Source organism: Sphingomonas aerophila (assembly GCF_014199305.1).
Taxonomy (GTDB): Bacteria; Pseudomonadota; Alphaproteobacteria; order Sphingomonadales; family Sphingomonadaceae; genus Sphingomonas; species Sphingomonas aerophila.
On the sequence record NZ_JACIJK010000005.1, the window covers coordinates 164,715 to 188,398 of the forward strand.

The 23,684-nt window shown below is 66.3% G+C and carries 21 protein-coding genes and 1 tRNA gene; 9 read left to right on the forward strand and 13 right to left on the reverse strand.

Going from position 1 to position 23,684, the window contains the following annotated elements:
• Nucleotides 1–27: 27 nt before the first annotated feature.
• The 3 genes from FHS94_RS09160 to FHS94_RS09170 are packed head-to-tail and all read right to left on the reverse strand — an operon-like array spanning nucleotide 28 to nucleotide 3,805.
• Nucleotides 28–309 (reverse strand): ETC complex I subunit, encoded by a 282-nt coding sequence (locus FHS94_RS09160; protein WP_184057009.1) that lies wholly within the window; start codon nucleotides 307–309, stop codon nucleotides 28–30.
• 10 nt (nucleotides 310–319) lie between these two features.
• Nucleotides 320–2,770: an ATP-dependent helicase HrpB gene (hrpB, locus tag FHS94_RS09165; protein ID WP_184057011.1), complete on the reverse strand. Its 2,451-nt coding sequence runs from the start codon at nucleotides 2,768–2,770 to the stop codon at nucleotides 320–322.
• Nucleotides 2,771–2,791: 21 nt separating this feature from the next.
• Nucleotides 2,792–3,805 carry a polyprenyl synthetase family protein gene (locus tag FHS94_RS09170; protein WP_184057013.1) on the reverse strand — a complete coding sequence of 338 codons (1,014 nt, stop codon included), beginning with the start codon at nucleotides 3,803–3,805 and terminating at the stop codon, nucleotides 2,792–2,794.
• Between the two features lie 107 nt (nucleotides 3,806–3,912).
• Between FHS94_RS09170 and FHS94_RS09175 the strand changes: the two genes are divergently transcribed.
• The gene (locus FHS94_RS09175; protein ID WP_184057015.1) at nucleotides 3,913–4,191 is read left to right on the forward strand and encodes a chorismate mutase; all 279 of its coding nucleotides are present in this window, start codon (nucleotides 3,913–3,915) and stop codon (nucleotides 4,189–4,191) included.
• A 22-nt stretch (nucleotides 4,192–4,213) separates the two neighbouring features.
• Here FHS94_RS09175 and FHS94_RS09180 read toward each other — a convergent pair whose 3' ends face one another.
• The 3 genes from FHS94_RS09180 to FHS94_RS09190 all read right to left on the reverse strand — a co-directional run bounded on the left by FHS94_RS09180 (nucleotide 4,214) and on the right by FHS94_RS09190 (nucleotide 6,317).
• Nucleotides 4,214–5,224, reverse strand: coding sequence for a sugar kinase (locus tag FHS94_RS09180; protein WP_184057017.1), 1,011 nt, complete (start codon nucleotides 5,222–5,224; stop codon nucleotides 4,214–4,216).
• 61 nt (nucleotides 5,225–5,285) lie between these two features.
• Complete coding sequence (locus FHS94_RS09185) at nucleotides 5,286–5,819, reverse strand: gamma carbonic anhydrase family protein (protein WP_184057019.1); 534 nt, start codon at nucleotides 5,817–5,819, stop codon at nucleotides 5,286–5,288.
• 54 nt (nucleotides 5,820–5,873) lie between these two features.
• A complete protein-coding gene (locus FHS94_RS09190; RefSeq protein WP_184057021.1) occupies nucleotides 5,874–6,317 on the reverse strand; it encodes a MarR family winged helix-turn-helix transcriptional regulator in 444 nt (147 codons plus the stop codon).
• Nucleotides 6,318–6,395: 78 nt separating this feature from the next.
• Here FHS94_RS09190 and hppD point away from each other — a divergent pair, with 78 nt between their 5' ends.
• From hppD to FHS94_RS09215, 5 genes are all read left to right on the forward strand, one after another.
• Nucleotides 6,396–7,466 carry a 4-hydroxyphenylpyruvate dioxygenase gene (hppD, locus tag FHS94_RS09195; protein WP_221234668.1) on the forward strand — a complete coding sequence of 357 codons (1,071 nt, stop codon included), beginning with the start codon at nucleotides 6,396–6,398 and terminating at the stop codon, nucleotides 7,464–7,466.
• A gap of 157 nt (nucleotides 7,467–7,623) precedes the next feature.
• Nucleotides 7,624–8,910 carry a homogentisate 1,2-dioxygenase gene (hmgA, locus tag FHS94_RS09200; RefSeq protein ID WP_184057025.1) on the forward strand — a complete coding sequence of 429 codons (1,287 nt, stop codon included), beginning with the start codon at nucleotides 7,624–7,626 and terminating at the stop codon, nucleotides 8,908–8,910.
• Nucleotides 8,907–9,545, forward strand: a complete 639-nt coding sequence (gene maiA, locus FHS94_RS09205) for a maleylacetoacetate isomerase (protein ID WP_184057027.1) — start codon at nucleotides 8,907–8,909, stop codon at nucleotides 9,543–9,545. The genes hmgA and maiA overlap by 4 nt, the downstream gene beginning before the upstream one ends.
• Nucleotides 9,542–9,907 (forward strand): Rieske 2Fe-2S domain-containing protein, encoded by a 366-nt coding sequence (locus FHS94_RS09210; protein WP_184057029.1) that lies wholly within the window; start codon nucleotides 9,542–9,544, stop codon nucleotides 9,905–9,907. The genes maiA and FHS94_RS09210 overlap by 4 nt, the downstream gene beginning before the upstream one ends.
• Before the next feature lie 196 nt (nucleotides 9,908–10,103).
• Nucleotides 10,104–10,982, forward strand: coding sequence for a pirin family protein (locus FHS94_RS09215; RefSeq protein ID WP_184057031.1), 879 nt, complete (start codon nucleotides 10,104–10,106; stop codon nucleotides 10,980–10,982).
• Here the strand turns inward: FHS94_RS09215 and FHS94_RS09220 are convergent.
• Genes FHS94_RS09220 through FHS94_RS09230 form a run of 3 tightly spaced genes read right to left on the reverse strand, consistent with a single transcriptional unit; the run spans nucleotide 10,979 to nucleotide 13,998 of the window.
• Entirely contained in the window at nucleotides 10,979–11,368 is a 390-nt protein-coding gene (locus tag FHS94_RS09220; protein ID WP_184057033.1) for an acyl-CoA thioesterase, read from the reverse strand. The genes FHS94_RS09215 and FHS94_RS09220 overlap by 4 nt on opposite strands.
• A complete protein-coding gene (locus FHS94_RS09225; protein WP_184057035.1) occupies nucleotides 11,365–11,931 on the reverse strand; it encodes a VTT domain-containing protein in 567 nt (188 codons plus the stop codon). The genes FHS94_RS09220 and FHS94_RS09225 overlap by 4 nt, the downstream gene beginning before the upstream one ends.
• A gap of 6 nt (nucleotides 11,932–11,937) precedes the next feature.
• Nucleotides 11,938–13,998 carry a S9 family peptidase gene (locus FHS94_RS09230; protein WP_184057037.1) on the reverse strand — a complete coding sequence of 687 codons (2,061 nt, stop codon included), beginning with the start codon at nucleotides 13,996–13,998 and terminating at the stop codon, nucleotides 11,938–11,940.
• A 110-nt stretch (nucleotides 13,999–14,108) separates the two neighbouring features.
• On the opposite strand from FHS94_RS09230, the gene FHS94_RS09235 reads away from it, so the two are divergent.
• Entirely contained in the window at nucleotides 14,109–16,292 is a 2,184-nt protein-coding gene (locus tag FHS94_RS09235; RefSeq protein ID WP_184057039.1) for a family 1 glycosylhydrolase, read from the forward strand.
• 66 nt (nucleotides 16,293–16,358) lie between these two features.
• Nucleotides 16,359–18,161, forward strand: coding sequence for an aminopeptidase P family protein (locus FHS94_RS09240; protein WP_184057041.1), 1,803 nt, complete (start codon nucleotides 16,359–16,361; stop codon nucleotides 18,159–18,161).
• A gap of 4 nt (nucleotides 18,162–18,165) precedes the next feature.
• On the opposite strand, the gene FHS94_RS09245 is transcribed toward FHS94_RS09240, so the two are convergent.
• Entirely contained in the window at nucleotides 18,166–18,306 is a 141-nt protein-coding gene (locus FHS94_RS09245; RefSeq protein WP_184057357.1) for a hypothetical protein, read from the reverse strand.
• A 95-nt stretch (nucleotides 18,307–18,401) separates the two neighbouring features.
• Between FHS94_RS09245 and FHS94_RS09250 the strand changes: the two genes are divergently transcribed.
• Nucleotides 18,402–18,476 (forward strand) — tRNA-Thr (locus tag FHS94_RS09250).
• A gap of 283 nt (nucleotides 18,477–18,759) precedes the next feature.
• On the opposite strand, the gene FHS94_RS09255 is transcribed toward FHS94_RS09250, so the two are convergent.
• From FHS94_RS09255 to FHS94_RS09265, 3 genes are all read right to left on the reverse strand, one after another.
• Nucleotides 18,760–19,482, reverse strand: coding sequence for a FadR/GntR family transcriptional regulator (locus FHS94_RS09255; protein ID WP_184057043.1), 723 nt, complete (start codon nucleotides 19,480–19,482; stop codon nucleotides 18,760–18,762).
• Nucleotides 19,483–19,557: 75 nt separating this feature from the next.
• Nucleotides 19,558–20,577, reverse strand: a complete 1,020-nt coding sequence (locus tag FHS94_RS09260; RefSeq protein WP_246348473.1) for an arabinan endo-1,5-alpha-L-arabinosidase — start codon at nucleotides 20,575–20,577, stop codon at nucleotides 19,558–19,560.
• A 59-nt stretch (nucleotides 20,578–20,636) separates the two neighbouring features.
• Nucleotides 20,637–23,570: a TonB-dependent receptor gene (locus tag FHS94_RS09265; RefSeq protein WP_184057048.1), complete on the reverse strand. Its 2,934-nt coding sequence runs from the start codon at nucleotides 23,568–23,570 to the stop codon at nucleotides 20,637–20,639.
• Between the last annotated feature and the right edge of the window lie 114 nt (nucleotides 23,571–23,684).

Sequence of the window (23,684 nt, forward strand, 5' to 3'; positions counted from 1 at the left end):
GTCACCGCGCCCGCCCGGCGCTGCGCCTCAGCGGAAATTGTCGGCGTAGGCCTGCAGCTTCAGCACCTTTTCGGGCGCCGGGATGACCGTGTAGTCCCAGCCCTGGCGCTCACAATAGTCGATCGCGGCTTCCGCGGTCGGGAAGTTCAACCGGATCTGGTCGCGCGTGTCGCCACTGCCGGCCCAACCGGTGAGCGGATCGGGCTTCTTTGCCTCGGCAGGCTCAAAATCGAGCGTCCAATCCTTGGTCCGCGCACGGCCGGACTGCATGGCGTTTTTGGGAAGCTGAAAAATGCGAGCGATAGGCATGAGAAGTCCCTTAACCTGCCCCGCTTGAACGCGCATCCGCCTTTTTAGTGCGCAGCGTCGCTGATGCGGCAGCGGGGTCGTCGGGCCAAGGGTGGCGCGGATAGCGACCGCGCATCTCTTTGGCGACCGCGGCCCAACTGCCCGCCCAAAAGCCCGGCAGATCGCGCGTGGTCTGGATCGGGCGGCCGGCGGGGCTGGTCAGGCTCAACACCAATGGCACCCGATCGGCACCTACGGCCGGGTGCTCGGCAAGCCCGAACAGCGCCTGGACCCGCAATTCCACCCGCGGGCCGCCCTCCGCGCCATAATCGATGGGGTGAGTCGAGCCCGCCGGGCTGGTGAAGTCAGGCGGGGCGAGCCGATCGACCTGGCGCATCCCGTCCCAGCCGATCAGGTTGCGCAGCGCATCGTAAAGGTCGCCGGCCGCAATCGAGCTCAGCCGCCGCTTGCCCGCCAGCAACGGCGCCAGCCACTCGTCGGCGCGGGCCAGCAAGTCGGCATCGTCCAGCCGCACGCCCGCAAAGGCGGCGCGGGCTCGCAAGGCCTGCGCCTTGTCGCTCCACGGCAGCAACTGGAGCCCATGATCACGCACCCCGGTAAGCAGCGCCGCCTCGATCGCGGCAGGGTCGGCGTCCGCGTCCGGACCCGAGGCAAGCCGGATTGCGCCAAGCCGACGTTCACGAGTCGGTGCGACGCCCCCGGTTGTGGGGTCGAAGCTTACGATCCGCCGCACCTCCAGCTTGTCCGAGAACAGCGCTTCGACCGCTGTCGGGTCGATCGGCGCCGCTGACAGGATACGCGCACCTGCCGCCGCGCCTGCCGTGTCAGCCACCGCCAGCCATTCGGCGCGGGCAAGCGGCGAGGTGGGATCGAGCCGAAAGCCGCGCCCGCCAACCGAAGCCCAGCTTTCCCCTGACGCATCGCGTCGGCGCGCCACCCGGTCGGGAAAGGCGAGCGCGACGCACAGGCCGATCACATCGGCGCCCTCCTCCACGCGGGCACCTTGCGGCACCAGCTTCGCCCAGCGCTCCGCCAGCCCGCGCGCCGACTGCGCCTTCCCGCCGCGCTCGCTTCGCCACCGGCGTCGCCGTGTCTCCAGGTCCGCGTCGTTGCCGCCCAGCCCGCGTTCCGAAAGCAGCACCGCGACCTCCGCCGCCACAGCGCCGAGCCCCCGCTCCCCTGCCCGCACCAGCATATGCGCGAGGCGTGGTGGCACCGGCAGGCGTGCGAGGGCCCGGCCATGGGCCGTCGGACGGCCATCCTCCAGCGCTTCGAACCTCGCGAGCCGCTCCCGCGCTTCCTCGATGGCGGCCGTCGGCGGCGGGTCTAGCCAGGCAAGCTCGCGCGGATCGCCCACGCCCCATATCGCGGTGTCGAGCACCAACGCCGACAAGTCCGCTTCCAGTATCTCAGGCGGGTCGAACCGGGGCAGCCCCGCGGTCGCGGCCGCCTCCCAAAGCCGGTACGCGACCCCCGGCCCCTGCCGCGCGGCACGGCCCGCGCGTTGGGTCACCGCCGCCTGGCTTGCACGCTCGGTGACGAGGCGGGTCATCCCGGCCGCCCGATCATATCGAGGGCGCCGGGCCAGCCCCGAATCCACCACGATCCTGATGCCGTCCAGCGTCAGGCTGGTTTCGGCGATGCTGGTCGCCAGCACGACCTTTCGCCGCCCGTCGCGCGCCGGCGCAATCGCAGCGCGCTGTTCGGCTGAATCGAGACTGCCGTGCAACCGGTGAAGGGCGATCGTGTCGGGAAGGCCCGCCAGCCGCTCCGCCACTCGCTCGATCTCCGCGACGCCGGGCAGGAAGGCGAGCACGCCGCCCGTGTCCTCGGCGAGCGCGCGGCGCACCGCGCTGGCGACAGCGTCCTCGACCCGCTGCTCTGCCGCGCGGCCAAGGTGGCGCAGATCCAGGGGAAAGCTGCGCCCTTCGCTCTCAATCACCGGCGCGTCGCCCAGCAGGGCCGCGAATCGTGCACCGTCGAGTGTCGCGGACATGGCGACCAGCCGCAGGTCGGGACGCAACGCGCCCTGCGCATCAAGCGCGAACGCCAGGCCGGTGTCCGAATCAAGGCTGCGCTCATGCACCTCGTCGAACAGGACCGCCGACACGCCCGCCAGCTCCGGGTCAGCTTGGATCCGGGCAACGAAGATGCCCTCGGTGACGACCGTGACGCGCGTCGCGGCAGAGCGCTTGGTGTCAAGCCGGGTGGCGTAGCCGAAGGTGCGGCCCACCGGCTCACCCGCGTTCGCCGCCATCCGCTCTGCTGCCGCGCGAGCGGCGAGGCGGCGTGGCGAGAGCAGCAGTATCTCGCCCGTGCACCATTGTTGTTCGAGCAGGGCCGGCGCGACGGCGGTGGTCTTGCCGGCCCCCGGCGGTGCGACCAGCACCGCGGTCGTGCCCGCGTTCAGCGCGGCGACCAGGTCCGGCAGAACGGCACGAACGGGCAGCGCGTCAGTCACGGCCGCGCATCCCGGATCTGGTCAGTACGCCCGCGCAACCGCGAATTCGACTGCCTCGACCATCGCGTCCTTGGCCTTGCCGCTTGCAAAGGGGCCGAGCGCGTCGATCGCGCGCTGGCCATAGTGGCGCGCGCGGGCGAGCGTGTCGTCGACGGAGCGGGTGTTGCGCACCAGGTCGATCGCATGGGCAAAGTCCGCCTCACCGGCGCGACGCCCCTCGACCGCGTCCTTCCAGAACTTGCGATCCTCCGCCGATCCGCGCGCATGGGCCAGGATCACCGGCAGGGTCACCTTGCCCTCGCGGAAGTCGTCGCCCGCATCCTTGCCCATCGTGCCCGCGTCCGAGACATAGTCGATGGCATCATCAACCAGCTGGAAGGCGATGCCGAGGTTACGGCCATAGGCGTCGAGCGCCGCTTCTTCATCGTCGGAACGTTCGGCCACCACTGCTGCAACGCGGCAGGCGGCGGCGAACAGCGCCGCGGTCTTGGCGCCGATGATGGCCAGGTAGCGGTCTTCGGCCAGGTCGATCCGCCGGATCGCGGTCAACTGGTTGACCTCGCCCTCCGCGATCACGGCCGACGCGTTGGACAGGATCTTGAGCACGCGCAGGCTGCCATCGTCCACCATCAGCTCGAACGAGCGGGAAAACAAGAAATCGCCGACCAGCACGCTTGCGGGGTTGCCCCAGATGATGTTGGCGGTACGCTTACCACGGCGCAGGTCAGACCCGTCGACCACATCGTCGTGAAGCAGCGTCGCGGTGTGGATGAACTCCACCGCCGCCGCCAACCGGTGATGGCGTGCGCCAGAATAGCCGATCAGCTTGGCGCTCGCGAGCGTCAGCATGGGCCGCATCCGCTTGCCCCCGCCGGCGATCAGGTGGCCGGCAAGTTCCGGGATCAACGGGATCTCGGACTGCATTCGCTCCAGGATCACCGCGTTGACCATGTTCATGTCAGCCGCGACCAGCTGCATCATGGGTTCCAGCGAGGGGGGCCGGCGCGTGTCGAGGCGGTGAAGGGTAGCGGTCATCTCGGCGGGGCATCTGGCCCGCCCCTGCCCCGAACGCAACCCTTGCCCGCCTCCGCCCCTTGCCCGCCTCCTCTTTGCCCCGCATAGCCGGACAGGGGAGAGCCGCCATGTCCGACGCCGTGCTGCAGGGTTACCGAAAGTCCATCGACAACATCGATGCGGCGCTGGTCCATCTACTCGCCGAACGGTTCAAGGTGACGCAGGCGGTGGGGCGCTACAAGGCAACCTCCGGCCTGCCCGCGGCTGATCCGGGGCGCGAGGAACGGCAGATCGCGCGGCTGCGGCAACTGGCCCTGGAGGCGGAACTGGACCCGGAATTCTCCGAGAAGTTTCTCCGGTTCATCATCGACGAGGTGATCCGGCACCACGAACAGCTGCGCGGCTAAGCCGCCGGCCCGCCGCGGCGACTCACCGCCGCACGTCGAGCCCTCCTTCCAGATAGGCGTCGAGGTCGGCGCGGCGGAACAGGCCGGCATCGCCCGGCAATGAATGCTTCAGCACGGCGAGTGCCAAGCCGTCGCGGGCGGCAGCCGCGATGTCGCCGCCGGTCCGCAACCCGTGCAGCACCCCCGCCGCAAAGGCGTCTCCGCCGCCGATGCGGTCGACGATGCCCGCCACTTCGACTTCTTCGGTTTCGGCAAAGCCGTCGCGCGTGTCGATCCGCGCCGACAAGCGATGCTGGTCGACATGCTCGATCTGGCGGGTGGTCGCGGCGATCACCTGGAGTTTGGGGAAAGCGTTGAACGCGGCCTCGCACGCCGCGCGCTGTCGTGAACCGTCGTCGTGGAACTCGCGACCAAGCAGCAGCGCGATATCGCGATGGTTGCCGAACATCAGGTCCGCGTGCTCGACCAGGCGGGTCAGGATCGCGCGCGGGTCAGCGTCCCAGCGCTCCCACAATTTGCCGCGCCAGTTCCCGTCAAAGGAGACCGGGATGTTACGGGCGCTCGCCGACTCCACCGCGGCCAGCGCCGCCGCGGCGGGCACGGGTCCGAGCGCGGGGGTGATGCCGGACAGGTGGAGCCTATCGACCCCGGCCAGCAGCGCATCCCAATCCCAAGCTTCCTTCGGCGCTTCTGCAAAGGACGATCCGGCGCGGTCGTAGATGACTTCCGTCGCCCGCATCCCGGCGCCGCTGGTGACGAAATACAGCCCCATGCGATCCCCGGCGAACTGGATCGCATCCGCCTCCACGCCATGACCGCGCAACGTCGCCGCTGCGGCACGGCCCAGATCATTGTCGGGCATCCGCGTCGCGAGCGCGACACGGTGGCCAAGCTTGGCGAGTTGGGTCGCGACGTTGGCCTCTGCGCCCGCCACCCAGACGTCGAGCCGCGGTGATTGCATCAACAATTCGCGGCCGGGCGGCGATAAGCGGAGCATCACCTCGCCAAAGCAAAGCAGCCTGTTGCCGGTCATCTGTCGCCTCCCCTCGTTGCCGCCCTGCCTGTCGGGAAATTGGCCGCGCGGCACAAGCTCCTCATTGTTCCTGTTCCACCCGTCCCAGCCCCGCCGCATATCGCTTCGCCCGTGCGACATAGTGCGCCGCCGACAAGCCGAGCGCCGCGATCGCAGCAGCGTCCAGCGCCCGCACGGCACGCGCCGGGCTGCCGAGGATCAGCTGCCCCGGCGCGAAGACCTTGCCCTCCGTTATCAGGGCGCCCGCGCCGACCAGGCATTGTCCGCCGATCACGGCGCCGTTCAGCACCGTGGCGCCCATGCCGATTAGCACATCGTTGCCGATCGTGCAGCCGTGCAGGATGGCATGGTGCCCCACCGTGCAGCCCCGGCCAATGGTGAGCGGCGTGCCGGGGTCGGAGTGCAGCATCGCGCCTTCCTGGATGTTGGTTTCGGCGCCGACCAGGATCGGGGTGTTATCCGCCCGGATCACCGCGCCGAACCAGACCGACGCGCCTGCACCCAGCACGGCTTCACCGATCACGTCAGCGCTGGGCGCGATCCATGCGTCCGCTGCAACTTGCGGTCGTTTTCCGTCGATGCTGTAGCATGGCACGGCGCTTCTCCTCCTCGTTCACGCTGTATGTTGGCGACAGGGACTTTCCGCCGGCTAACCCTCCAGCGCCAGCGCCGCTGCCTCAATCCGGCGCAGCATGTCGGTGAAGGCCGCAACCTCCTCCGGATCGAACGGCGCGAACAAACGCCGCTCCAGCTCCAGCGCCTTGGGCGCGATCGCGGCGTGAAGGTCACGCCCTGCCTGAGTAAGCGCGAGCAGGTGCGAGCGGCGATCACTGGGGTTACCGCGCCGGTCCATCAACCCGCGTTCGACCAGCGCGATGGCGGCGCGGCTGACGGTAACCTTGTCCATGCGGGTGCGCGCACCGATCGCCTGCTGCGTGATCTCCCCGGCCTCCGCCACCACCGCAACCAGCCGCCATTCGGGGATCGAAAGCCCGAACAGCGCGTCATAGGTGCGTGCGATCGCGTCGCTGACCAGGTTGGAGGTGACGGACAGGCGATACGGGATGAACGCGTCGAGTTCGAGGCTAGGCATAACCGGATGGTAACAGTTGACACCAGCCGGGCAAGAGCGCACATCCGGTAACAACGGATACTATCGAGGATGACTGCGATGGAACACATGGACGTCAACCCGATGGGGCTGGACGGGTTCGAGTTCTGCGAATTCACCTCTCCCGATCCCGACAAGCTCGCGCACTTGTTCGAGCAGATGGGCTTCGTCGCCGCGCATCGTCACCCGCAGCTCGACATCGTTCGCTACAAGCAGGGGCGCATCAACCTGCTGCTCAACCGCGAGAAGTCGGGGCAGGCCGCGGCGTTCAGTGCCGAGCATGGCCCGTCGGCCAACGGCATGGCCTTCCGTGTCCACGACGCCAAGGAAGCTTTCGACGCGGCACTCGCACGCGGCGCGCAAAAGGCGGATGCGTCCAACGGCGCGCTCGGCCCCAACAGCTATGTGCTGCAGGGCATTGGCGGGTCTAACCTGTACCTGGTCGACCGGCATGGCGAGGCCGGCTCGCTGTACGACGACTGGACCGAGGTGCCCGGCTGGCAAGAGGCAGAGGCGCGCAACAATGTTGGCCTCGACCTGCTCGACCACCTGACTCATAATGTCCGGCGCGGGCAGATGCGGGTGTGGTCGCAGTTCTACGGCGCCATCTTCGGCTTCGAAGAGCAGAAGTACTTCGACATCAAGGGTAAGGCGACGGGCCTGTTCAGCCAGGCGATGATCGCGCCCGACAAGGCGATCCGCATCCCGCTGAACGAAAGTCAGGACGACAAGAGCCAGATCGAGGAGTTCATCCGCGAGTATAACGGCGAAGGGATCCAGCACCTCGCCTTTACCACGGAAGACATTTTCGAAACGGTGGAAAAGCTGCGCGAGCGCGGCGTACGGCTGCAGGACACGATCGAGACCTATTACGAGTTGGTCGACAAGCGCGTGCCCAACCACGGCCACGACCTGGAGCGCCTGAAGAAGAACCGTATCCTGATCGACGGCAATGTCGGTGAGGAAGGCTTGCTGCTGCAGATCTTCACGGACACCATGGTCGGCCCGATCTTTTTCGAGATCATCCAGCGCAAGGGCAATCAGGGCTTCGGCAACGGCAATTTCCAGGCACTGTACGAAAGCATCGAGCTGGATCAGATCAGGCGCGGGGTTATCACGGTCGACGCGTAAGCGTCGCCGGATGCCGAGCGGAGGCGAGGCCCGCGCCCGGCCGGCACGGCAAGCCGGCGCATAGGGCCGGGCTTTGCCGGGTCCGACGCGCCGGCGATTGGCAATTCAAGCGTCCGCCCACCAACCACCCCGGCCACCCCCGGGAAGGCGAGGAACGATGACCAACTACCTTCCCGGCTTCGTCAATCACCACGCCACCGAGGCCGTCCCGGGGGCGCTTCCCGTCGGCCGCAACTCCCCCCAGAAAGTGCCGTTCGGCCTTTACGCCGAACAGCTATCCGGCACCGCCTTCACCGCACCGCGAGCCGAGAACCGCCGCGCCTGGCTGTATCGCCTGCGCCCGACGGCACAGCATCCCGCGTTCCAGCCCTATCAGGGTGCGCCCCACCTGCGCTCCACGCCCTTCGACCAGGTTCCGCCCAGCCCCAACCGGTTGCGCTGGGACCCGCTGCCCTGGCCGGACCAGGCGACGGATTGGGTCGATGGCCTGATCACCTATGGCGGCAATGGCGATGTCGGGACGGGGCATGGCGTCGCCATTCACCTGTTCGCCGCCACGAGCGACATGGAGCGGCGCGCGTTCTTCTCAGCGGATGGGGAGCTGCTGATCGTACCCGAGCATGGCCGGCTTCGGATCGATACCGAACAGGGCCGCATCGACCTTACCCCGCTTCAGGTCGCGCTGATACCGCGCGGCGTCCGGTTCCGCATCTCGCTGCCCGACGGGCGAGCGCGCGGCTATGTGCTCGAGAACCACGGCGCGCTGTTCCGGCTACCCGACCTCGGCCCGATCGGCGCCAACGGCCTTGCCAATCCGCGCGATTTCGAGACGCCGGTCGCCTGGTTCGAGGATGACGATAGCGAGTGGCAGATCGTCCAGAAGTTCGGCGGCGGGCTGTGGTCGACCACCCTGCCCCATTCACCGTTTGACGTTGTCGCGTGGCACGGCAACCTGGCGCCGTGCCGCTATGACCTGACGCGGTTCAACACGATCAACACGGTCAGCTTCGACCATCCAGACCCGTCGATCTTCACCGTGCTGACATCGCCCTCCGACACGCCCGGTACTGCCAATTGCGACTTCGTGATCTTTCCCCCGCGCTGGATGGTGGCGGAGGACACGTTCCGTCCGCCCTGGTTCCATCGCAACGTGATGAGCGAGTTCATGGGCCTGATCACCGGCGCTTACGACGCAAAGGAGGGCGGGTTCGTGCCGGGCGGTGCGTCCCTGCACAACCAGATGAACGGCCATGGCCCGGACTGGGCAAGCTATGAAAAGGCGGTGAATGCCGACCTGAAGCCGCACAAGATCGAGGGCACCATGGCCTTCATGTTCGAAACGCGTCATCCCGTCCGCCTGACCCGCTGGGCCGCCGAGGCACCCACCGCACAGCTCGATTATGATGCGGTGTGGGAAGGCTTTCCCAAGGCGCAGCTGCCGTGATCCTGCACGGATATTGGCGGTCCAGCGCCGCGTATCGGGTCCGGATCGCGCTGAACCTGAAGGGTTTGGAGTTCAGCCAAGCAAACCACGACCTGCGCACCGGCGCGCAGCGGGCAGAGAGCTTTCAGGCGCTCAACCCGCAAGGGCTGGTGCCCGCGCTGGAACTGGACGGCGAAGCCTTTACGCAGAGCAGCGCGATCATTGAACTGCTCGACGAACTCCATCCCGAGCCGCCGCTGTTACCTCGTGAGCCACAGGCGCGCGCGCGCGCCCGGGCCATGGCGGCGCTGATCGCGTGCGACATCCACCCGCTCAACAACCTGCGCGTGCTGTCGGTATTGCGGCAGGAATTCGGAGCGGGCGAAGACCAGGTCAGCCACTGGATCGCGCGGTGGATCACCGAAGGCTTCGCCGCGCTCGAGCCGTTGATCGCCCGCCACGCCGGCGCCTTCGCCTTTGGCGACCAGCCGGGCATTGTTGATTGCCACCTGGTCCCGCAGGTCTACAGCGCCGAACGGTTCAAGGTGGATTTGTCACCCTACCCCCGCCTGCACGCCGTGGCCGATCATGCCAGCGCCCACCCCGCCTTCGCCGCCGCGCACCCTTCCGGCCAGCCGGACGCGGATCCGGCGTGACGGACACCCGTGTGTTTGCGACCCCGGCGGGTGTGACGCTCGGGCCGCTCGACCTCATCGCCGACGGCCAGGCGCGTAACTTCGTGCTGCAGATGCGCGCCGGGCGCTTTCACGGCTTCGTCGTCCGGCGGGGGGACGAGGCGTTCGGCTATGTCGACCGTTGCCCCCATGCCGGCGTGCCGCTGGCGCAGGAACTGGACGGCTACATGGCGGGCGGGCTGATCGCGTGCAGCTGGCATGGCGCGCTTTTCCAGGTCAGCGACGGACTATGCGTGGGCGGCCCCTGTGTCGGCCAGCACCTTACCCCTTGGCCGGTCGGCGTCGAGAATGGGATGTTGGTCACCAGGAACGCGGCGGGCTGACACGTCACTAACACGTCAACGCGTCACGAGCCTCGGGTGCATGGGCGCCGGCTTGGCGGGAAGCCAGCCGTGCACGCCGGGGGCGACCGCGCATTGATCGGGGTGGAAGCGGCAACGCCTGACCCGCACCGCTGCCGAACGCAGCGTTTCGGGCCGTGACCTTGCCCCCGCCCCGTCGCGCCCGCACATGCGGGCAATGACCAGCCGCACCATCGCCGCCGTCCACGCCGCCATTCGCGACGACATCGCCGACCTCGTCACCCGGCGTCCCGTCCCGGCCGCTGATCTGCCACAGGTCGACCCGTTCCTGTTCCTCAACCACCATGGGCCGCAGGTCTATGCGGCGAACAACAACGGCCTGCCCTTTGGCCCGCACCCGCACCGCGGCTTTGAGACCGTGACGTTCATTCTGTCGGGTACGCTCGCCCACCACGACACGGGCGGTCACCAGAGCGTGATTGCGGCGGGCGGAGTGCAGTGGATGACCGCTGGCTCGGGCTTGATCCATGCGGAGGTGTCGCCGCCCGACTTCAAGCAGACCGGCGGGCCGCTTGAGATCCTGCAGCTTTGGGTCAACCTGCCCTCCCGCCTGAAAATGACGCCGCCGCGCTACACGGGCGTCCAGGCGGACGGCATTCCGGCGCTTTCGACGCCGGACGGGGCCGGAACGGTGAACCTCGTGTCCGGCAGCTTTGTCGGTCAGAAGGGTCCGATCCGCTCGTTGACCGACGTGTTCATGGCCACCGTTCAGCTTTATCCCGGCGCACGGGTCGAATTGCCGGCGCCCTGTGGCCGGGCCGTGCTGTTCTATGTCGTTTCCGGTCGTGTCGCGGTTGCGGGACGAGAGGTCGATCAGTGGCACCTCGCGACGTTCAACGACGATTCGGACACCGTGATGGTCGAGGCGTCGGAGGATGCGGTGCTGCTGTTCGGCCATGCCGACCCGATCAACGAACCCGTGGTAGCGCACGGCCCCTTTGTCATGAACACGCGTGAGGAAATCGGCGAAGCGATCCGCGATTATCAGGCGGGCCGCTTCAACGGCACGGGGCCGCTGCTGGACGTCGGGGCCTAGGCGCCCCGAAGGAACGGCGCCGCGATCTCTGGCCGGACGCGGAGCAGCCGCCTGCTGGCCCGATCGATCAGCGCCCAGGTCGTCACCGCTTCCACCAGCACGCGACCGTCGCGGCTGAAGCGAACATGCCGATTGAAGCGCGCGCCCTTCAGCTCGCCGACCCAGGTATCGGCCTCCACTACTTCGCCCAGGGCAAGATTGCCGCGATAGTCGATCTCGTGCCGGGTCACGACCCAGACATAGGCGTCCTGGTGTTCGGGGGACGCCACCGCTGCCCAATGGGCGACGGCAATGTCCTGTATCCAGCGAACCCAGACCGCATTGTTGACATGGCCGAGCTCGTCGATGTCGTCGGCGCCAGCGGTGAAGGACAGGGTGAAGCTCATGTGCGCCCCTTGCGCCACCAATGCACCGCTCCGACGATGAGCCCGGCGACCACCAGCCCAGCGACGATCCACCACAGCCTGGCGCCATGTGGATGCAGCCGCCCCATGAAGCGCTCGAAAGCATTGCCGAACCAATAGCCGACCGAGCTGAACAACACGGCCCAGATCACCGCCGCAACCGCGTTGACCGGCAGGAAGAGTTTAGGAGACACGCCCGCCGATCCGATCGCGATCGGGCTGACCGTTCGAAGTCCGTACACGAATCGGAAGGCGAAGATGAAGCCGATCGGATGGCGATCCAGCGCGGAGAGCGCGCGAGCGAAGGCGGCCTTGCGCCTGATCCGCTGCACCCGTGCGGAATCGCGGAACCGGCGCCCGACCGCAAACCAGCCCTGGTCCGCGGCGAAGGAGCCGATCGCGGTCACTGCCATCACGCCGGCCAGCGGTACCAGCCCCTGGTGCGCGAGCAACCCGCCCGCGACCACCACCGCCTCACCCTCGATGCCTGCGCCGACCAGCAGCGCGGGCAGGCCGTAGCGGGCGACCAGAGCCTCGATCGCCACGAACCGTCAGCTCTCGATGCCGAGTTGCCACAGAACAAAGGCGTGCTCTTCCGCCGCCTCGCGCAGGCTGTCGAAGCGGCCCGACTTGCCGCCGTGCCCCGCGCCCATGTTGGTCTTGAGCAGCAGGATGTTGTTGTCGGTCTTGGTCGCGCGCAGCTTCGCCGCCCATTTCGCCGGCTCCCAATAGGTCACCCGCGGGTCGTTGAGCCCGCCTGAGATGAACATGGGCGGATAAGCCTGTGCCCGCACATTGAAATATGGGTCATAGGAGCGGATCAGCTCAAATGCCGCCTTGTCCTCGATCGGGTTGCCCCATTCGGGCCATTCGCCCGGTGTCAGCGGCAGTTCGGGATCGAGCATGGTGTTGAGCACGTCGACAAACGGCACGTCGGCGATGACCGCGCCCCACAGGTCGGGATCGGAATTGACCACCGCGCCCATCAGCTCGCCACCGGCCGAGCGACCTGCGATCGCGATCTTGCCGGCGCTCGTCCAGCCCTGTTCCACCAGCGCCCGCGCGACGTCTACAAAGTCGGTAAAGGTGTTGGTGCGCTTCAACAGCTTGCCGTCATGGTACCATTGCTGGCCCAGGTCATCACCGCCGCGGATATGCGCGATGGCATAGGCAAAGCCGCGATCGAGCAGGCTCAGCCGCCCGGTTGAGAAGCCCGGCGGGATAGCGTGGCCATAGGCGCCATAGGCGTAAAGGTAGAGCGGCCGCGATCCGTCGCGCGGGAAGTCGGCGGGGTACACGATCGACACGGGCACCTTTGTTCCGTCGCGCGCGGTGACGTGCAGTCGCTCCGTCCGGTACTTCGCCCCATCATAGCCAGACGGGATCTCCTGCACCTTCAACGTGGTGAGGACGCCCGTCGCGACGTCGTAATCATAGACGGTCCCGGGGGTCACCATCGACTCATAGCCGAGCCGCAGCACGTCCATGTCATATTCGGGATTGTCGCCCAGTCCGGCGGCATAGCTCGCCTCCGGGAACACGATCCGCTGCGGCTCGGTGTGGTCGTCGTAACGGTGGATGGCGATCCGGTCCAACCCGTCCTCGCGCCCCTCCACCACGAAGAACTTCGCAAAGCATTCGACGCCGGTCATGTAGAAGTGCGGGTTCGGCCCGATCAGTTCCTGCCATTCGCCAGGCGTGTCGATCGACGCGGTGCACAGGCGAAACTGCGGGTCGGTGTCGTTGGTGTGGATGAACAGCGTGCCGTCATGCTCGTCCACGTCATATTCGCGACCGTCCTTGCGCGGCGCGACCAGGATCGGGTCGGCAGTGGGATCGTCGGCCGGGACCAGCCGGATCTCTGACGTGTTGTGGTCGCCGGTCCCGATCACGATCCATTTGCGCGAAGAGGTCTCGCCGACCGCCACGCGATAGCCCTCGTCCGCCTCCCGATAGAGTTCGATGTCGTCGGCCACGGGGGTGCCAAGGCGGTGCAGCCGGGCATTGTCGGTGCGCCATTGTTCGTTCGCCAGCCCGTACAGGAACGCGTCGTCGTTCGCGGTCCAGACGATCTCGGACAGCATTCCTTCGATCACTTCGGGCAGATGATCGCCGGTTTCCAGGTCCTTGACCCGGACGGTGAAGCGCTCGGCGCCGCTGTCATCGATCGCATAGGCCAGATAGCGGCCGTTGTTCGACGTCGCGATCGCTCCCAGCCTGAAATATTCCTTGCCCTCGGCCAGCGCCGGCTCGTCCAGCAGCAGTTCGTCCGGACCGCCCGCCACCGGACGTCGCCACCATTTGCGGTACTGGCCGCCAGTCTCGTAGCCCGTCCAGTACAACCACTCGCCGTCCTTTTGCGGAACGGTGGATTCGTCCTCCTTCAACCGCGCCTTCATCTCTTCGTACAGGCGGTCAACCAATGGCTGATGCGGCTTCATTGCCGCCTCGAAATATTCGTTCTCCGCGGCGAGATAACCCAACACCTCCGGATCGGTGACCTCGGGATAGTTCCGGTCCTTCAGCCAGGCCCAGGGATCCTCGACCGTGATGCCATGGGTGGTAAAGCTGTGCGGGCGGGTCGGGGCAATTGGCGGGGTGAGATCGGTCATGCCACCGCAATAACCGGCGAACCCGCTTTGTCGATGAAATCCGCGACGGAGCCAATCACCTGCCAGGAACGTTGGGCTGGGTTAACGATGGTGAAGCAAGGGGCAAATGCGTGGAACTCTGGGGAGGACACGAATGCACTGTGAACCGCGTCGGCGACCGGTATCGCGACCAAACGATACTAACGGGCCATCAACACCGCATCGATGACCTGGACCGGTTCGCGGCGCTCGGCATCCGCCGCCTGCGTTATCCGGTATTGTGGGAGCGGATCGCGCCGAACAGCCCGGACGAGCATGACTGGTCTTGGTCCGACGAACGGCTTGCTCGCATCGCTGAATTGGGAATGGACCCCATTGTTGGCTTAACCCATCATGGCAGCGGCCCCGCCTATACCAGCCTGGTTTCTGACAATTTCGCGCCGCTGCTAGGTCAGTTCGCTGATGCCGTTGTGCGCCGTTATCCGCATATCGAGCATTGGACACCGGTCAACGAACCGCTGACCACGGCGCGTTTCTCCGCCCTTTATGGCCATTGGTATCCCCATGCCGCCGACGATCGCAGCTTCTGGTTGGCCCTGCTCAACCAGATCGACGCCACCCGCCTGTCCATGCAGGCCATTCGTGCGATCAACCCGGCAGCCAAGTTGGTGCAAACGGAGGACCTGGGCCGATATTATGGCACGGAGCCGCTTCGCGACGTGGTCGATTTCTACAATCACCGCCGCTGGATCAGCTGGGACCTGCTCGCTGGCCGGGTGACCCCCGACCACCCGCTTTGGGAAGAGATCGCTCGCGTTGGATTTGCCGACCGGCTCCACGCCATCGCCGACGATCCATGCCCACCCGACCTGCTGGGCGTGAACCATTATGTCACCAGCGAGCGGTTCGTTGATCATCGCCTCGCCGAGTATGACCTATCAACGCCGGAGACGGGTTATCATGACCTGACTGCCGCCCGCGTGCTCGACCCGGCGCCGGCCGGCTTGTCGGGCGTATTGACGGAAGCCTGGCAGCGTTACCGCATCCCGATCGCAGTCACTGAATCGCATCTTGGCTGCACGCGTGAGGAGCAGATGCGCTGGATTTGGCAGTCGTGGCACGATTGCCTGGCCTTGCGCGAGAAGGGCGTAGACGTCCGTGCGCTGACCGCCTGGGCGTTGATCGGCAATGTCGACTGGTCGAGCTTGCTGACCCGGGAGGCAGGACATTACGAACCCGGGCCGTTCGACGTTCGCAGCGGCACTCCGCGTCCGACCGCGATTGCGGACTTGCTGCGCGCCCTGGGCCATGGTGGCGCAGAGCTGGCCGCGATGGCGGATCACCCCGCCCTCGCTTCGCTCGGCTGGTGGCAGCAGCAGCGTCGACTGGAACACAGGCCGGTGTCTTGGGACGCGCCGGCGCCGTCGGTCCATACTAGTTCGGGCCGCGCGGCGCGACCGATTCTGATCCTCGGGACAGGCCCGCTCGGCCGTGCACTGTCGGGTGCCTGCACGCTCCGCGACCTGCCCTACGAGATGGTCGGGCAGCGCGCCTGGCCCATCAACTCTCCGCAGCGCATGGCGGAGCTGCTCGACCGGCATCAGCCATGGGCGGTGATCAACGCGGTCGAGCGGTGCAGCATCGAGGAAGCGGAGCGCGATCCTGCTGGTTGCCTGGCCGCTGGCCGCGATGATGCGGCCGTTCCAGCACGGCTCTGCTCCGAACGCGGGATCAGCTACACCTTCTTCTCTTCGGACCAGTTGTTCGGGGCCAGCCAGGCCGCGCCCTATCGTGAAGACGCGCCCCCCAGCCCAGTCAACGCTTATGGTCGCGGCAGGCGGGAAGCCGAGCGGGCGGTGGCGCTGGCCTGTCCGGACGCGCTGGTGGTTCGCGCCGGCACGTTGTTCTCGCCTTATGACCAGCACAACCTGGCTATCGAGGTCGAACATTCCCTCCGCCAGCGGCGCCGATTCCGTGCCTCGTCCGCGATCACCAGCCCCACCTACCTGCCCGACCTGGTCTGCACGGTGCTCGACCTCATCATCGATGGGGAGAGAGGGACCTGGCACCTGGCCGGCGACGAAGCACTGACCGAGGCCGATTTCGTCCGGCGTGTCGCCATGGCGCTCGGCCTGGATGCCTCACTGGTAGTAGAGGGTGCCGGCGACGAGCCTGGCTGGCGCGCACCTCGGCCCGCCAGCGCGGCGCTGGCCTCGATTCGCGGGCAGATGCTGCCTCCGCTGGCCGACGCGCTGACCCGCCACGCCGCTGCGCGAAAGGTGGAACAGTACCGGCAGGACGAGCAGGTCGCCTGATCGCATCGACGCCCTGAGCGGATGGCGATGTGACATAGGCATGCCGGGACCGCTATGGTCCCGCGCATGTCGACCCATCATGAACGCCTCGTCGCGCTGCGCGACGAACTCTACAGCATCCAACTGGACGGCTTCATCGTCCCGCTGACCGACGAGCATATGAGTGAATATGTCGGCGACTATGCCCAGCGGCTGGGCTGGCTGACTGGCTTTGGCGGCTCGGCCGGCACCGCGGTGGTGCTGGCCGACAAGGCGGCCATCTTCACTGACGGACGCTACACGCTGCAGGTACGCGAACAAGTGTCGGCGGACGATTGGGATTATGTCGCCGTTCCCGCGGAAAGCGTCACCGATTGGCTTGCGGACCATGTCCGCCCCGGCGCGCGGATCGGCTATGATCCCTGGCTCCATACCCGCTCCTCCGTGGAGCAGCTCCGCGAGGTGCTGGCGGACCGTGATGCAACCCTGGTCGCGGCGGACCGCAATCCCATCGACGCCATCTGGACCGACCGCCCCGCCCCCTCCCACGCCCGCATAGTCGTCCACCCCGACACACAGGCGGGCGCATCATCGGCTGAGAAGCGCGCCATCATTGCCGACTGGCTGGGTGACAAGCGCGCCGACGCGGTAGTCCTGACCGCGCTCGACTCGATCGCGTGGACGCTGAACGTACGCGGCGCCGATGTTGACCACACGCCCGTCGCCCTCGCCTATGCCGTGGTGTCGGCGGATGGCACCACCGACCTGTTCGTCGCACCTGAAAAGGTCGACGATGCGGTCCACCAGCATCTGGGCAATGCGGTGCGGCTCCATGACCGTGCGGCCTTCCCTGCGCACCTTCAGTCACTGGCGGACAAGCGCGTCGCGATCGATCCCGAGCGGGCGGTGACAGCGGTTGCGGACGCGGTGGAGGCAGGCGGCGGCAAGGTCGTTTGGCTGCGCGACCCAGCCGTGCTCGCCAAGGCGATCAAGAACCAGGCCGAAATCGCCGGCCACCGTGCCGCCTCCGCCCGCGATGGAGCAGCACTGACCCGCTTCCTGCGCTGGGCCGAGATCGAATGCCCCCGCGGTGGCCAGACCGAGCTGTCGGCGGCTGCCAAGCTGCTCGCCTTCCGTCAGGAAACCGGACTGCTGCTCGACAGCAGCTTTGATACGATCTCCGCAACCGGCGCGCACGGGGCGAGCCCCCATTATCGTGTCACGGAGGAGTCCAACGCGCCGATCGAGCTTGGCCAGTTGTTCCTGGTCGATTCGGGCGGGCAATATGCTGACGGCACCACCGACGTCACCCGCGTGATCCCGATAGGACGGCCGACGGACGAGATGCGCGACCGCTTCACCCGCGTGCTGCAAGGCCACATCGCGATAGCCACGGCCGTGTTCCCCGACGGCACCAGTGGGGCGCAGATCGACGGCTTCGCGCGGCGCCCCTTGTGGGAGGCTGGTCTCGATTTCGGACATGGGACGGGCCATGGCATCGGGAGCTATCTTGCGGTGCATGAGGGGCCTCAGCGCATCGCAGCACCCAATTACCCCGGCGGCGCCTCTCTCGAGCCACTGCGCGCTGGCATGATGCTGTCCAACGAGCCGGGCTATTACAAGGCGGGCGAGTACGGCATCCGGATCGAAAACCTGCTGCTGGTGGAACCGCGCACCATTCCGGGCGGCGACCCGGAGCGTGCGATGCTTGGGTTCGAAACGCTGACCTTTGCGCCGATCGAGCGTGACCTGATCGATTCCGCGTTGCTGACGACCGGAGAGCAGGCCTGGCTCAACGGCTATCATGCACGCGTGCTGGAAGTCATCGGGCCCCAGCTGGACGAGGACGAACGCCGCTGGCTCGCGGCCAAGTGCGCGCCGATCGCCTGACGAATCAGGCGTCCGGTTGCGCGCGATCCTTGTCGGGCGAGGGTGTCGCATCCTCGCCCGGATCGTCGCCCGGCACCTTGCGCCGGCGCAGGTTCGCACGCAGCTGCGCCTTCAACCGTTCTGCCCTGTCGTCCTGCCCGGCCATGCTTGCCCGTGTAACCGGTGCGGCAATGCCTTGACAACCGGCCGCGCTTCGTCTCTAGGCCCCCTTCCCGCCACCGCCGAGACAGGCGGGCGAGTGCTGCCGTAGCTCAGTGGTAGAGCGCATCCTTGGTAAGGCTGAGGTCGTGAGTTCAATCCTCACCGGCAGCACCATTTCTCTGACGTCGGCCCCCAGAGGTTCGCTGTTGCTGCTTCAGCGAACTTCTAGGGTCCTAGGCCTGACCCCCGGGGTTAGGGCGCACTTCTGAGTCTTGGTTGCTGGCGATTGTCGCGAAAGACTTGCTACGCATCCAGCCGAGTTCGTGATGCCGACGGCACCCGTCCCTCTCAAACACCGCTTCCGGCCTTGTGGGGTAAGTCCTGCTCCGGTCCCGCGTTTCCGCTTGCATGACACGCGCTGGAGCACCTCGATGGCCGGACTGCTACAAACAGGTGGTCAATCAGGAAGAAGGGCCGCCGTCTTGTCCCGAAGCCGGTCCGAACCTTCGTTTATGACCCCGAGCATGGCTTGCGCCGCTCCATCGGGATCGCCAGCTTCGATGGCGTCCACGATCGATCGGTGACGCGCTACCGTGATCGCAATGGCCTCCCTACTCAGCGGAGCCGTCAAGGAGAGCGAGGCTGCGAGCGCCGTCTCGACGACACTCGCGAAAGAGCGAAACAGCGGGTTGCCCGAAGCCGCCCCAACCGTCACGTGGAAACGCAAGTCGGCTTGGGCGAACTCGCGATTGCCTCCGTCGCTGTGAGCCATGGCGTCCAAGGCAGAGCGAAGGTCAATGATAACGCTTGCCGAACTCTGTTCCGCGGCCAGCGCGGCGGCTCTCGGCTCGACGGCGCGCCGCATCTGCGTAAGCTGATTGAAGAACTCGGCATCGAGGCCAACTCGCACGCGCCAAGCGAGAAAGTCCGGGTCGAACCAGTTCCACCGCTCGGGCGGCAAGACCAGCGTCCCGACCTTCGTCTTGGGATTTACCAAGCCCTTGGCCGTCAAGGTCTTGGTCACCTCACGGACCATGACCCTGGAGACGCCGAAACGCTCGTACATCTCTTCGACTGTTGGCAATCTGCTCCCGGCCGGCCGAGTTCCAGCGATGATTTCGCACGCGAGGATCGCAGCGACTTCGTCATGACCGCCGTTGAAGGTGGGGTGTCCAGGCATCTAAACCAGCTTAGGCCGATGGTGACGCGAACGGCAAGCAGACCGCGTTGCACCACTACCCACCCGGCGAGACGGCTAGGCCGCAACTGGCCAGCCGTCGCGCGTCCATTTGAGAGGCTGGATACGCAGCGTCGGCGTCCCGTTCGCTTGCGTGTCGTAGGCGTGGTAGACGATCCGGTCGCGGCCACCATCCTGCAGGACGGCGACATGGCCTCGTCCGACGAAACGGTCGCCGCCGCCCCTTCCCGAAGCAAGCACCGGCGTCCCGCCGCCGCGCAGCATGGCTCGCCCGGTTCGGTCGACATAGGGGCCTTCCGGCGTCCTCGCGCGGCCCACCACGGTGTTGTAGCTGCTCTCCTTGCCGCGACAGCAGAAGTCGAATGACACGAAGAGATAGTAGTAGCCGCCGCGCCGGATCACGAACGGCGCCTCGAGCGCGCCCGGCCCCGGTCCGGGCTGCTGCCCCAATTCCGGCCGGGCGGCGATTGCACGTGGAGCGGGGTCGCCCGCCTTGCGGAGCCCGGTCTTCGGATCAAGCTCGATCAGCTTGATCCCGGACCAGAAGCTGCCGAACGCCATCCAGTGACGCCCGTCCACGTCGACGAAGGCCGCTGGATCGATCGCATTATAGTCGTTGGTCGGCGTCGACGCGATCACCGGACCCTTGTCCGTCCATCCCGCCGCCGGATGCTCCGGGTCGATCTTCCGCGCGGTTGCCAGGCCGATCGCGGACCGGTTCGAGCCGAAGGTGGAAACCGCGTAGTAGAGCCGGTATTCGCCGCCTACTCGGCTGATGTCCGGCGCCCAGAGCCCCTTGGCTCCCGGCACCAATCGAGCCGCCCATGACGGCAGCTCCGGAAAACTGGCCCCACGTAGTGTCCAATGAACAAGGTCGGGCGACGTACGCAGGGCGAGCGGTCCAGGCCCCGGCCCCAGATGGCCGGTGACGAACAGCAGGAACTCGTCACCCTGACGGATGATCGCGGGGTCGTGCACGGGCGTCAGCGATCCCGAGAGTTCCGGCCCGGCTGTCCGCTGTGCAGCCCCGGCGGTCGTAAGGAGCGCCAGGAACAGCGCCGTTGCCTGCCGTGCCATCATTTTACGTTGTCCATCGGTTGCGAGGCGAGCGGATCAGTCACCCGCCCCGTGGAACCTCAGTCAAAGCTGAATCGCACGCCGACTGCAAAGGTGCGCGGGATCAGCAGGGTGCCGAGATTGAACTGCTCGGCGTTCCCGACGTCGGCGAAGCGGTAATATTCCTGCTGCTTCGAGCGGGTGAGGTTCACCGCGTCAAACGTAAGCCCGACCTGGTCCGTCAGCTTGGCCGTGATCTGAAGGTCAAGGCTCCTCTCCGGACGGCGCCATACGCCGATCGGATTGGCGAACAGCCGCGCCTCGTTCCGGGCGGCGAACGCCTTACGATAGACATAGGACAGGCGGGCACCGATCGGGCCGTTATCGTAGGCGAGGGTAGCGTTGTACGACAGGTTCGAGACGCCAAAGAAGTCGGAGCGGTCCTCGCCGATCAGGTTGCCGGCATTGTCATAGCGCGGGATGTTCTGGCTGGAGTCGAGCACCGTCACACTCCCCTGGAAGCCGAGACCCTCCAGGAAATTCGGCAGATAGTGCGGAAAGTAGGTAAGCCCGATCTCGACGCCCTTGAGCACGCCATCGGACGCGTTGAGCGGCCGGGTAATCGCGAAATCGTTGGTGGCGCCGGCCACGATCCCGTTGTTGGGGATGAACTCGAGCCGAGTGACCGGAACGACCAGCCCGTCGATCTCGCGTCGGAAACCCGTCACAGTGATCGCACTGTCCCGGCCGAGGTACCATTCGACGGCAACGTCATAGTTCTTCGAGTGTGTAGGCCGCAGCGTGGCCGTACCGGCCGTGCCGCTGCCGTATCCGACGTTTGTCAGGTCGCCCACCAGCGCGAAGTTGGGGTTGATGTCGCCAAAAGCGGGCCGACGTAGCGTTTCGCCATAGTTGGCCCGTACCCGCAGATTGTCCGTGATGTCGTATCGAACTGTCGCGCTCGGCAGGAGCCGCTGCGATCCGGGCGAGGAGGACGTCCGGGCGCTGTTGTTGTACCGATCGAAGAAGTTCGCATCCGTGTCCACGGTCACATACCGGAACCCAGCCTGCAGCTTCAGCGGGCGTCCCAGTATCGAGACCTGCGCATCAGCCTGAAGGTATGCGGCGAGGGTGATCTCGTCCACGTCGAACGTCCTCACCAGCGAAAACTGGTCCGAGGTCTGAAGCGTCGGAGTCACGCGCTGGTAGAGCCCGCGAACGAGGTCCGCGTTCCGGTTCAGCCAGTAGCCGTTCGCAAGCACCCAGCTGGTGGGCACGTCGGCCCGCCCCTTGAAAAAGTCACTGTTGGTGAAGGTCGCCCCTTCGGGAAGGCTCGATAGAGGCACACCGAGGATACCTGCGTCCTGCGAACGCACGAAAGATGATGCCTTGCGATCGTCGAAGCGGAACCCGCCCTTGATCTGGCGGAGAAAGCCATCATCCCAAGTATAATTGCCATCCAGCGTCAGGCTGATCGCGCTGCCTTTGTTGCGATTGGCATTGTCGTACAGTTGCGCGACGTTCCAGACAGACGGATCGGCCAGCGCCGCGTCGTCATCGAAATGGTAGGACGGTACGCCGCCACCGGCGTTGAAGTCCACGTTGATCGACGGCGCGACCCGTTCCGTCCGCGCCGCGATGAACGAAGTCTTGTTGGTGCTTGTCTGATAGGCAGCGTCGGCAACGATGGCACCGCGGTCACCGAGGTCCCACTTCCCGTTCAGAGCGTAGACGAAGCTGTCGGTCTTGTTGGTCGAGAAATCGCCACTGTTGAACCCATAGACCTGGTTGGCGACACGGGACTTCACGATGTTCGTGCCCTCGTACAGCGTCGGCTCCTGGGGGTTCGCCCAGAAATCGACAAAGCTGAACTGGAGGCTGTTGAACGTCGTACCACGGAACCCGGCGTAGAACGCCTCGGCGGTGTACACTGAACTGGCATTGGGCGCCCACTGAACCGCGATATTCGCCGACGGCCGCTCGCGCTTGCCGTACAGGTCCGAGCTGAAGGCTGCGTCGCGGGACAGGTAATAGGGCGTGGCGACGCCGTTGACGAGCAGGGTTGAACCGGCCGCCGTGGGGAGACCGCGGTCCAAGCCCACGTCCCATTCGCCCAAGCCCGGCGCCCGTGCGAACTGGCCGGTGATCGGGTCGCGAGCTGCCGGGAATATGCGCTGGAACCGATCAAGCCCGGTGCCCGTGGCGGGGGAGAGCGTCGCGAATGGCACGAACGCCCCGGCTGTCGTGGACATCGTGCGGTACTTTGCCCGGGTATAGCTCGCGTTCAGCAGGACGCCGACATCGCCGATGCCGGTTGTCCAACGATTGCTGATTAACATGGCGCCGTTCGGATTTATCTTATCGGCTTCCTGATCGTAAATGCCGCGGGCGAGGCCCGAGATAGCAAATCCCTTGAAGTCGAACGGACGGCGGGTAACCACATCTACCTGGCCGGCAAGACCGGTCTCGATCTGGTCGGCCGCACGCGTCTTGAACACGTCCACCCGCTTCACGAGGTTTGCGGAGATGTCCTGCAGCGCGAAGGTCTGGCCCGCGGCGGTGAAGATGTTGCGCCCATTAAGAGTAGTCAGTGCATCGGGAAGCCCGCGGATCTGGATACCGGCCGCCTCACCATTGCCGCGATCGGTGACCTGAACGCCCGTGATGCGCTGCAACGCCTCAACGACGTTGTTGTCCGGCAACTTGCCGACGTCCTCGGCCACGACGGAGTCAACGATCTGGGTCGACTCGCGACGACGGTTAAGCGCGCCCACGATGGAGGCCCGCACGCCCGTGACGACGACGTCGGAGTCCTCTCCCGTCTGGCCGGCCGATCCGGGTGCATCAGGGGCGCCCGATACACTGGAAGTGGTCCCACCCGTCGTCGTGCCGGACTGAGTGCCGGGCGTTCCAGCCTGGCCCGGCTGCTCCGTCGTTTGCTGCGCGAACGCAGGAAAGCTAACCAGCAACGCTGCCGTCGATACGGAGGTCAGAATGGTGGATTTCTGGGCCATGACACACTCTCCCTTTGCAACGAGCGGACTCGTGCCCGCGCCTTTACTCAGACATATTCTGCGCACTGCTGCTTTTGCTGAAATCGCCCTTGTTGCTTCTTAAGCTTCCGAAAT

Coding starts and splice junctions, on each gene's coding strand:
- FHS94_RS09175 (WP_184057015.1), top strand. CDS start 3,913: ATGTCCGACGCCGTGCTGCAGGGTTACCGAAAGTCCATCGACAACATC.
- FHS94_RS09160 (WP_184057009.1), bottom strand. CDS start 309: ATGCCTATCGCTCGCATTTTTCAGCTTCCCAAAAACGCCATGCAGTCC.
- FHS94_RS09170 (WP_184057013.1), bottom strand. CDS start 3,805: ATGACCGCTACCCTTCACCGCCTCGACACGCGCCGGCCCCCCTCGCTG.
- FHS94_RS09240 (WP_184057041.1), top strand. CDS start 16,359: ATGTCGACCCATCATGAACGCCTCGTCGCGCTGCGCGACGAACTCTAC.
- FHS94_RS09245 (WP_184057357.1), bottom strand. CDS start 18,306: ATGGCCGGGCAGGACGACAGGGCAGAACGGTTGAAGGCGCAGCTGCGT.
- FHS94_RS09265 (WP_184057048.1), bottom strand. CDS start 23,570: ATGGCCCAGAAATCCACCATTCTGACCTCCGTATCGACGGCAGCGTTG.
- FHS94_RS09190 (WP_184057021.1), bottom strand. CDS start 6,317: ATGCCTAGCCTCGAACTCGACGCGTTCATCCCGTATCGCCTGTCCGTC.
- FHS94_RS09220 (WP_184057033.1), bottom strand. CDS start 11,368: ATGAGCTTCACCCTGTCCTTCACCGCTGGCGCCGACGACATCGACGAG.
- hppD (WP_221234668.1), top strand. CDS start 6,396: ATGGAACACATGGACGTCAACCCGATGGGGCTGGACGGGTTCGAGTTC.
- FHS94_RS09260 (WP_246348473.1), bottom strand. CDS start 20,577: ATGGCACGGCAGGCAACGGCGCTGTTCCTGGCGCTCCTTACGACCGCC.
- FHS94_RS09255 (WP_184057043.1), bottom strand. CDS start 19,482: ATGCCTGGACACCCCACCTTCAACGGCGGTCATGACGAAGTCGCTGCG.
- FHS94_RS09230 (WP_184057037.1), bottom strand. CDS start 13,998: ATGACCGATCTCACCCCGCCAATTGCCCCGACCCGCCCGCACAGCTTT.
- hmgA (WP_184057025.1), top strand. CDS start 7,624: ATGACCAACTACCTTCCCGGCTTCGTCAATCACCACGCCACCGAGGCC.
- FHS94_RS09180 (WP_184057017.1), bottom strand. CDS start 5,224: ATGACCGGCAACAGGCTGCTTTGCTTTGGCGAGGTGATGCTCCGCTTA.
- FHS94_RS09215 (WP_184057031.1), top strand. CDS start 10,104: ATGACCAGCCGCACCATCGCCGCCGTCCACGCCGCCATTCGCGACGAC.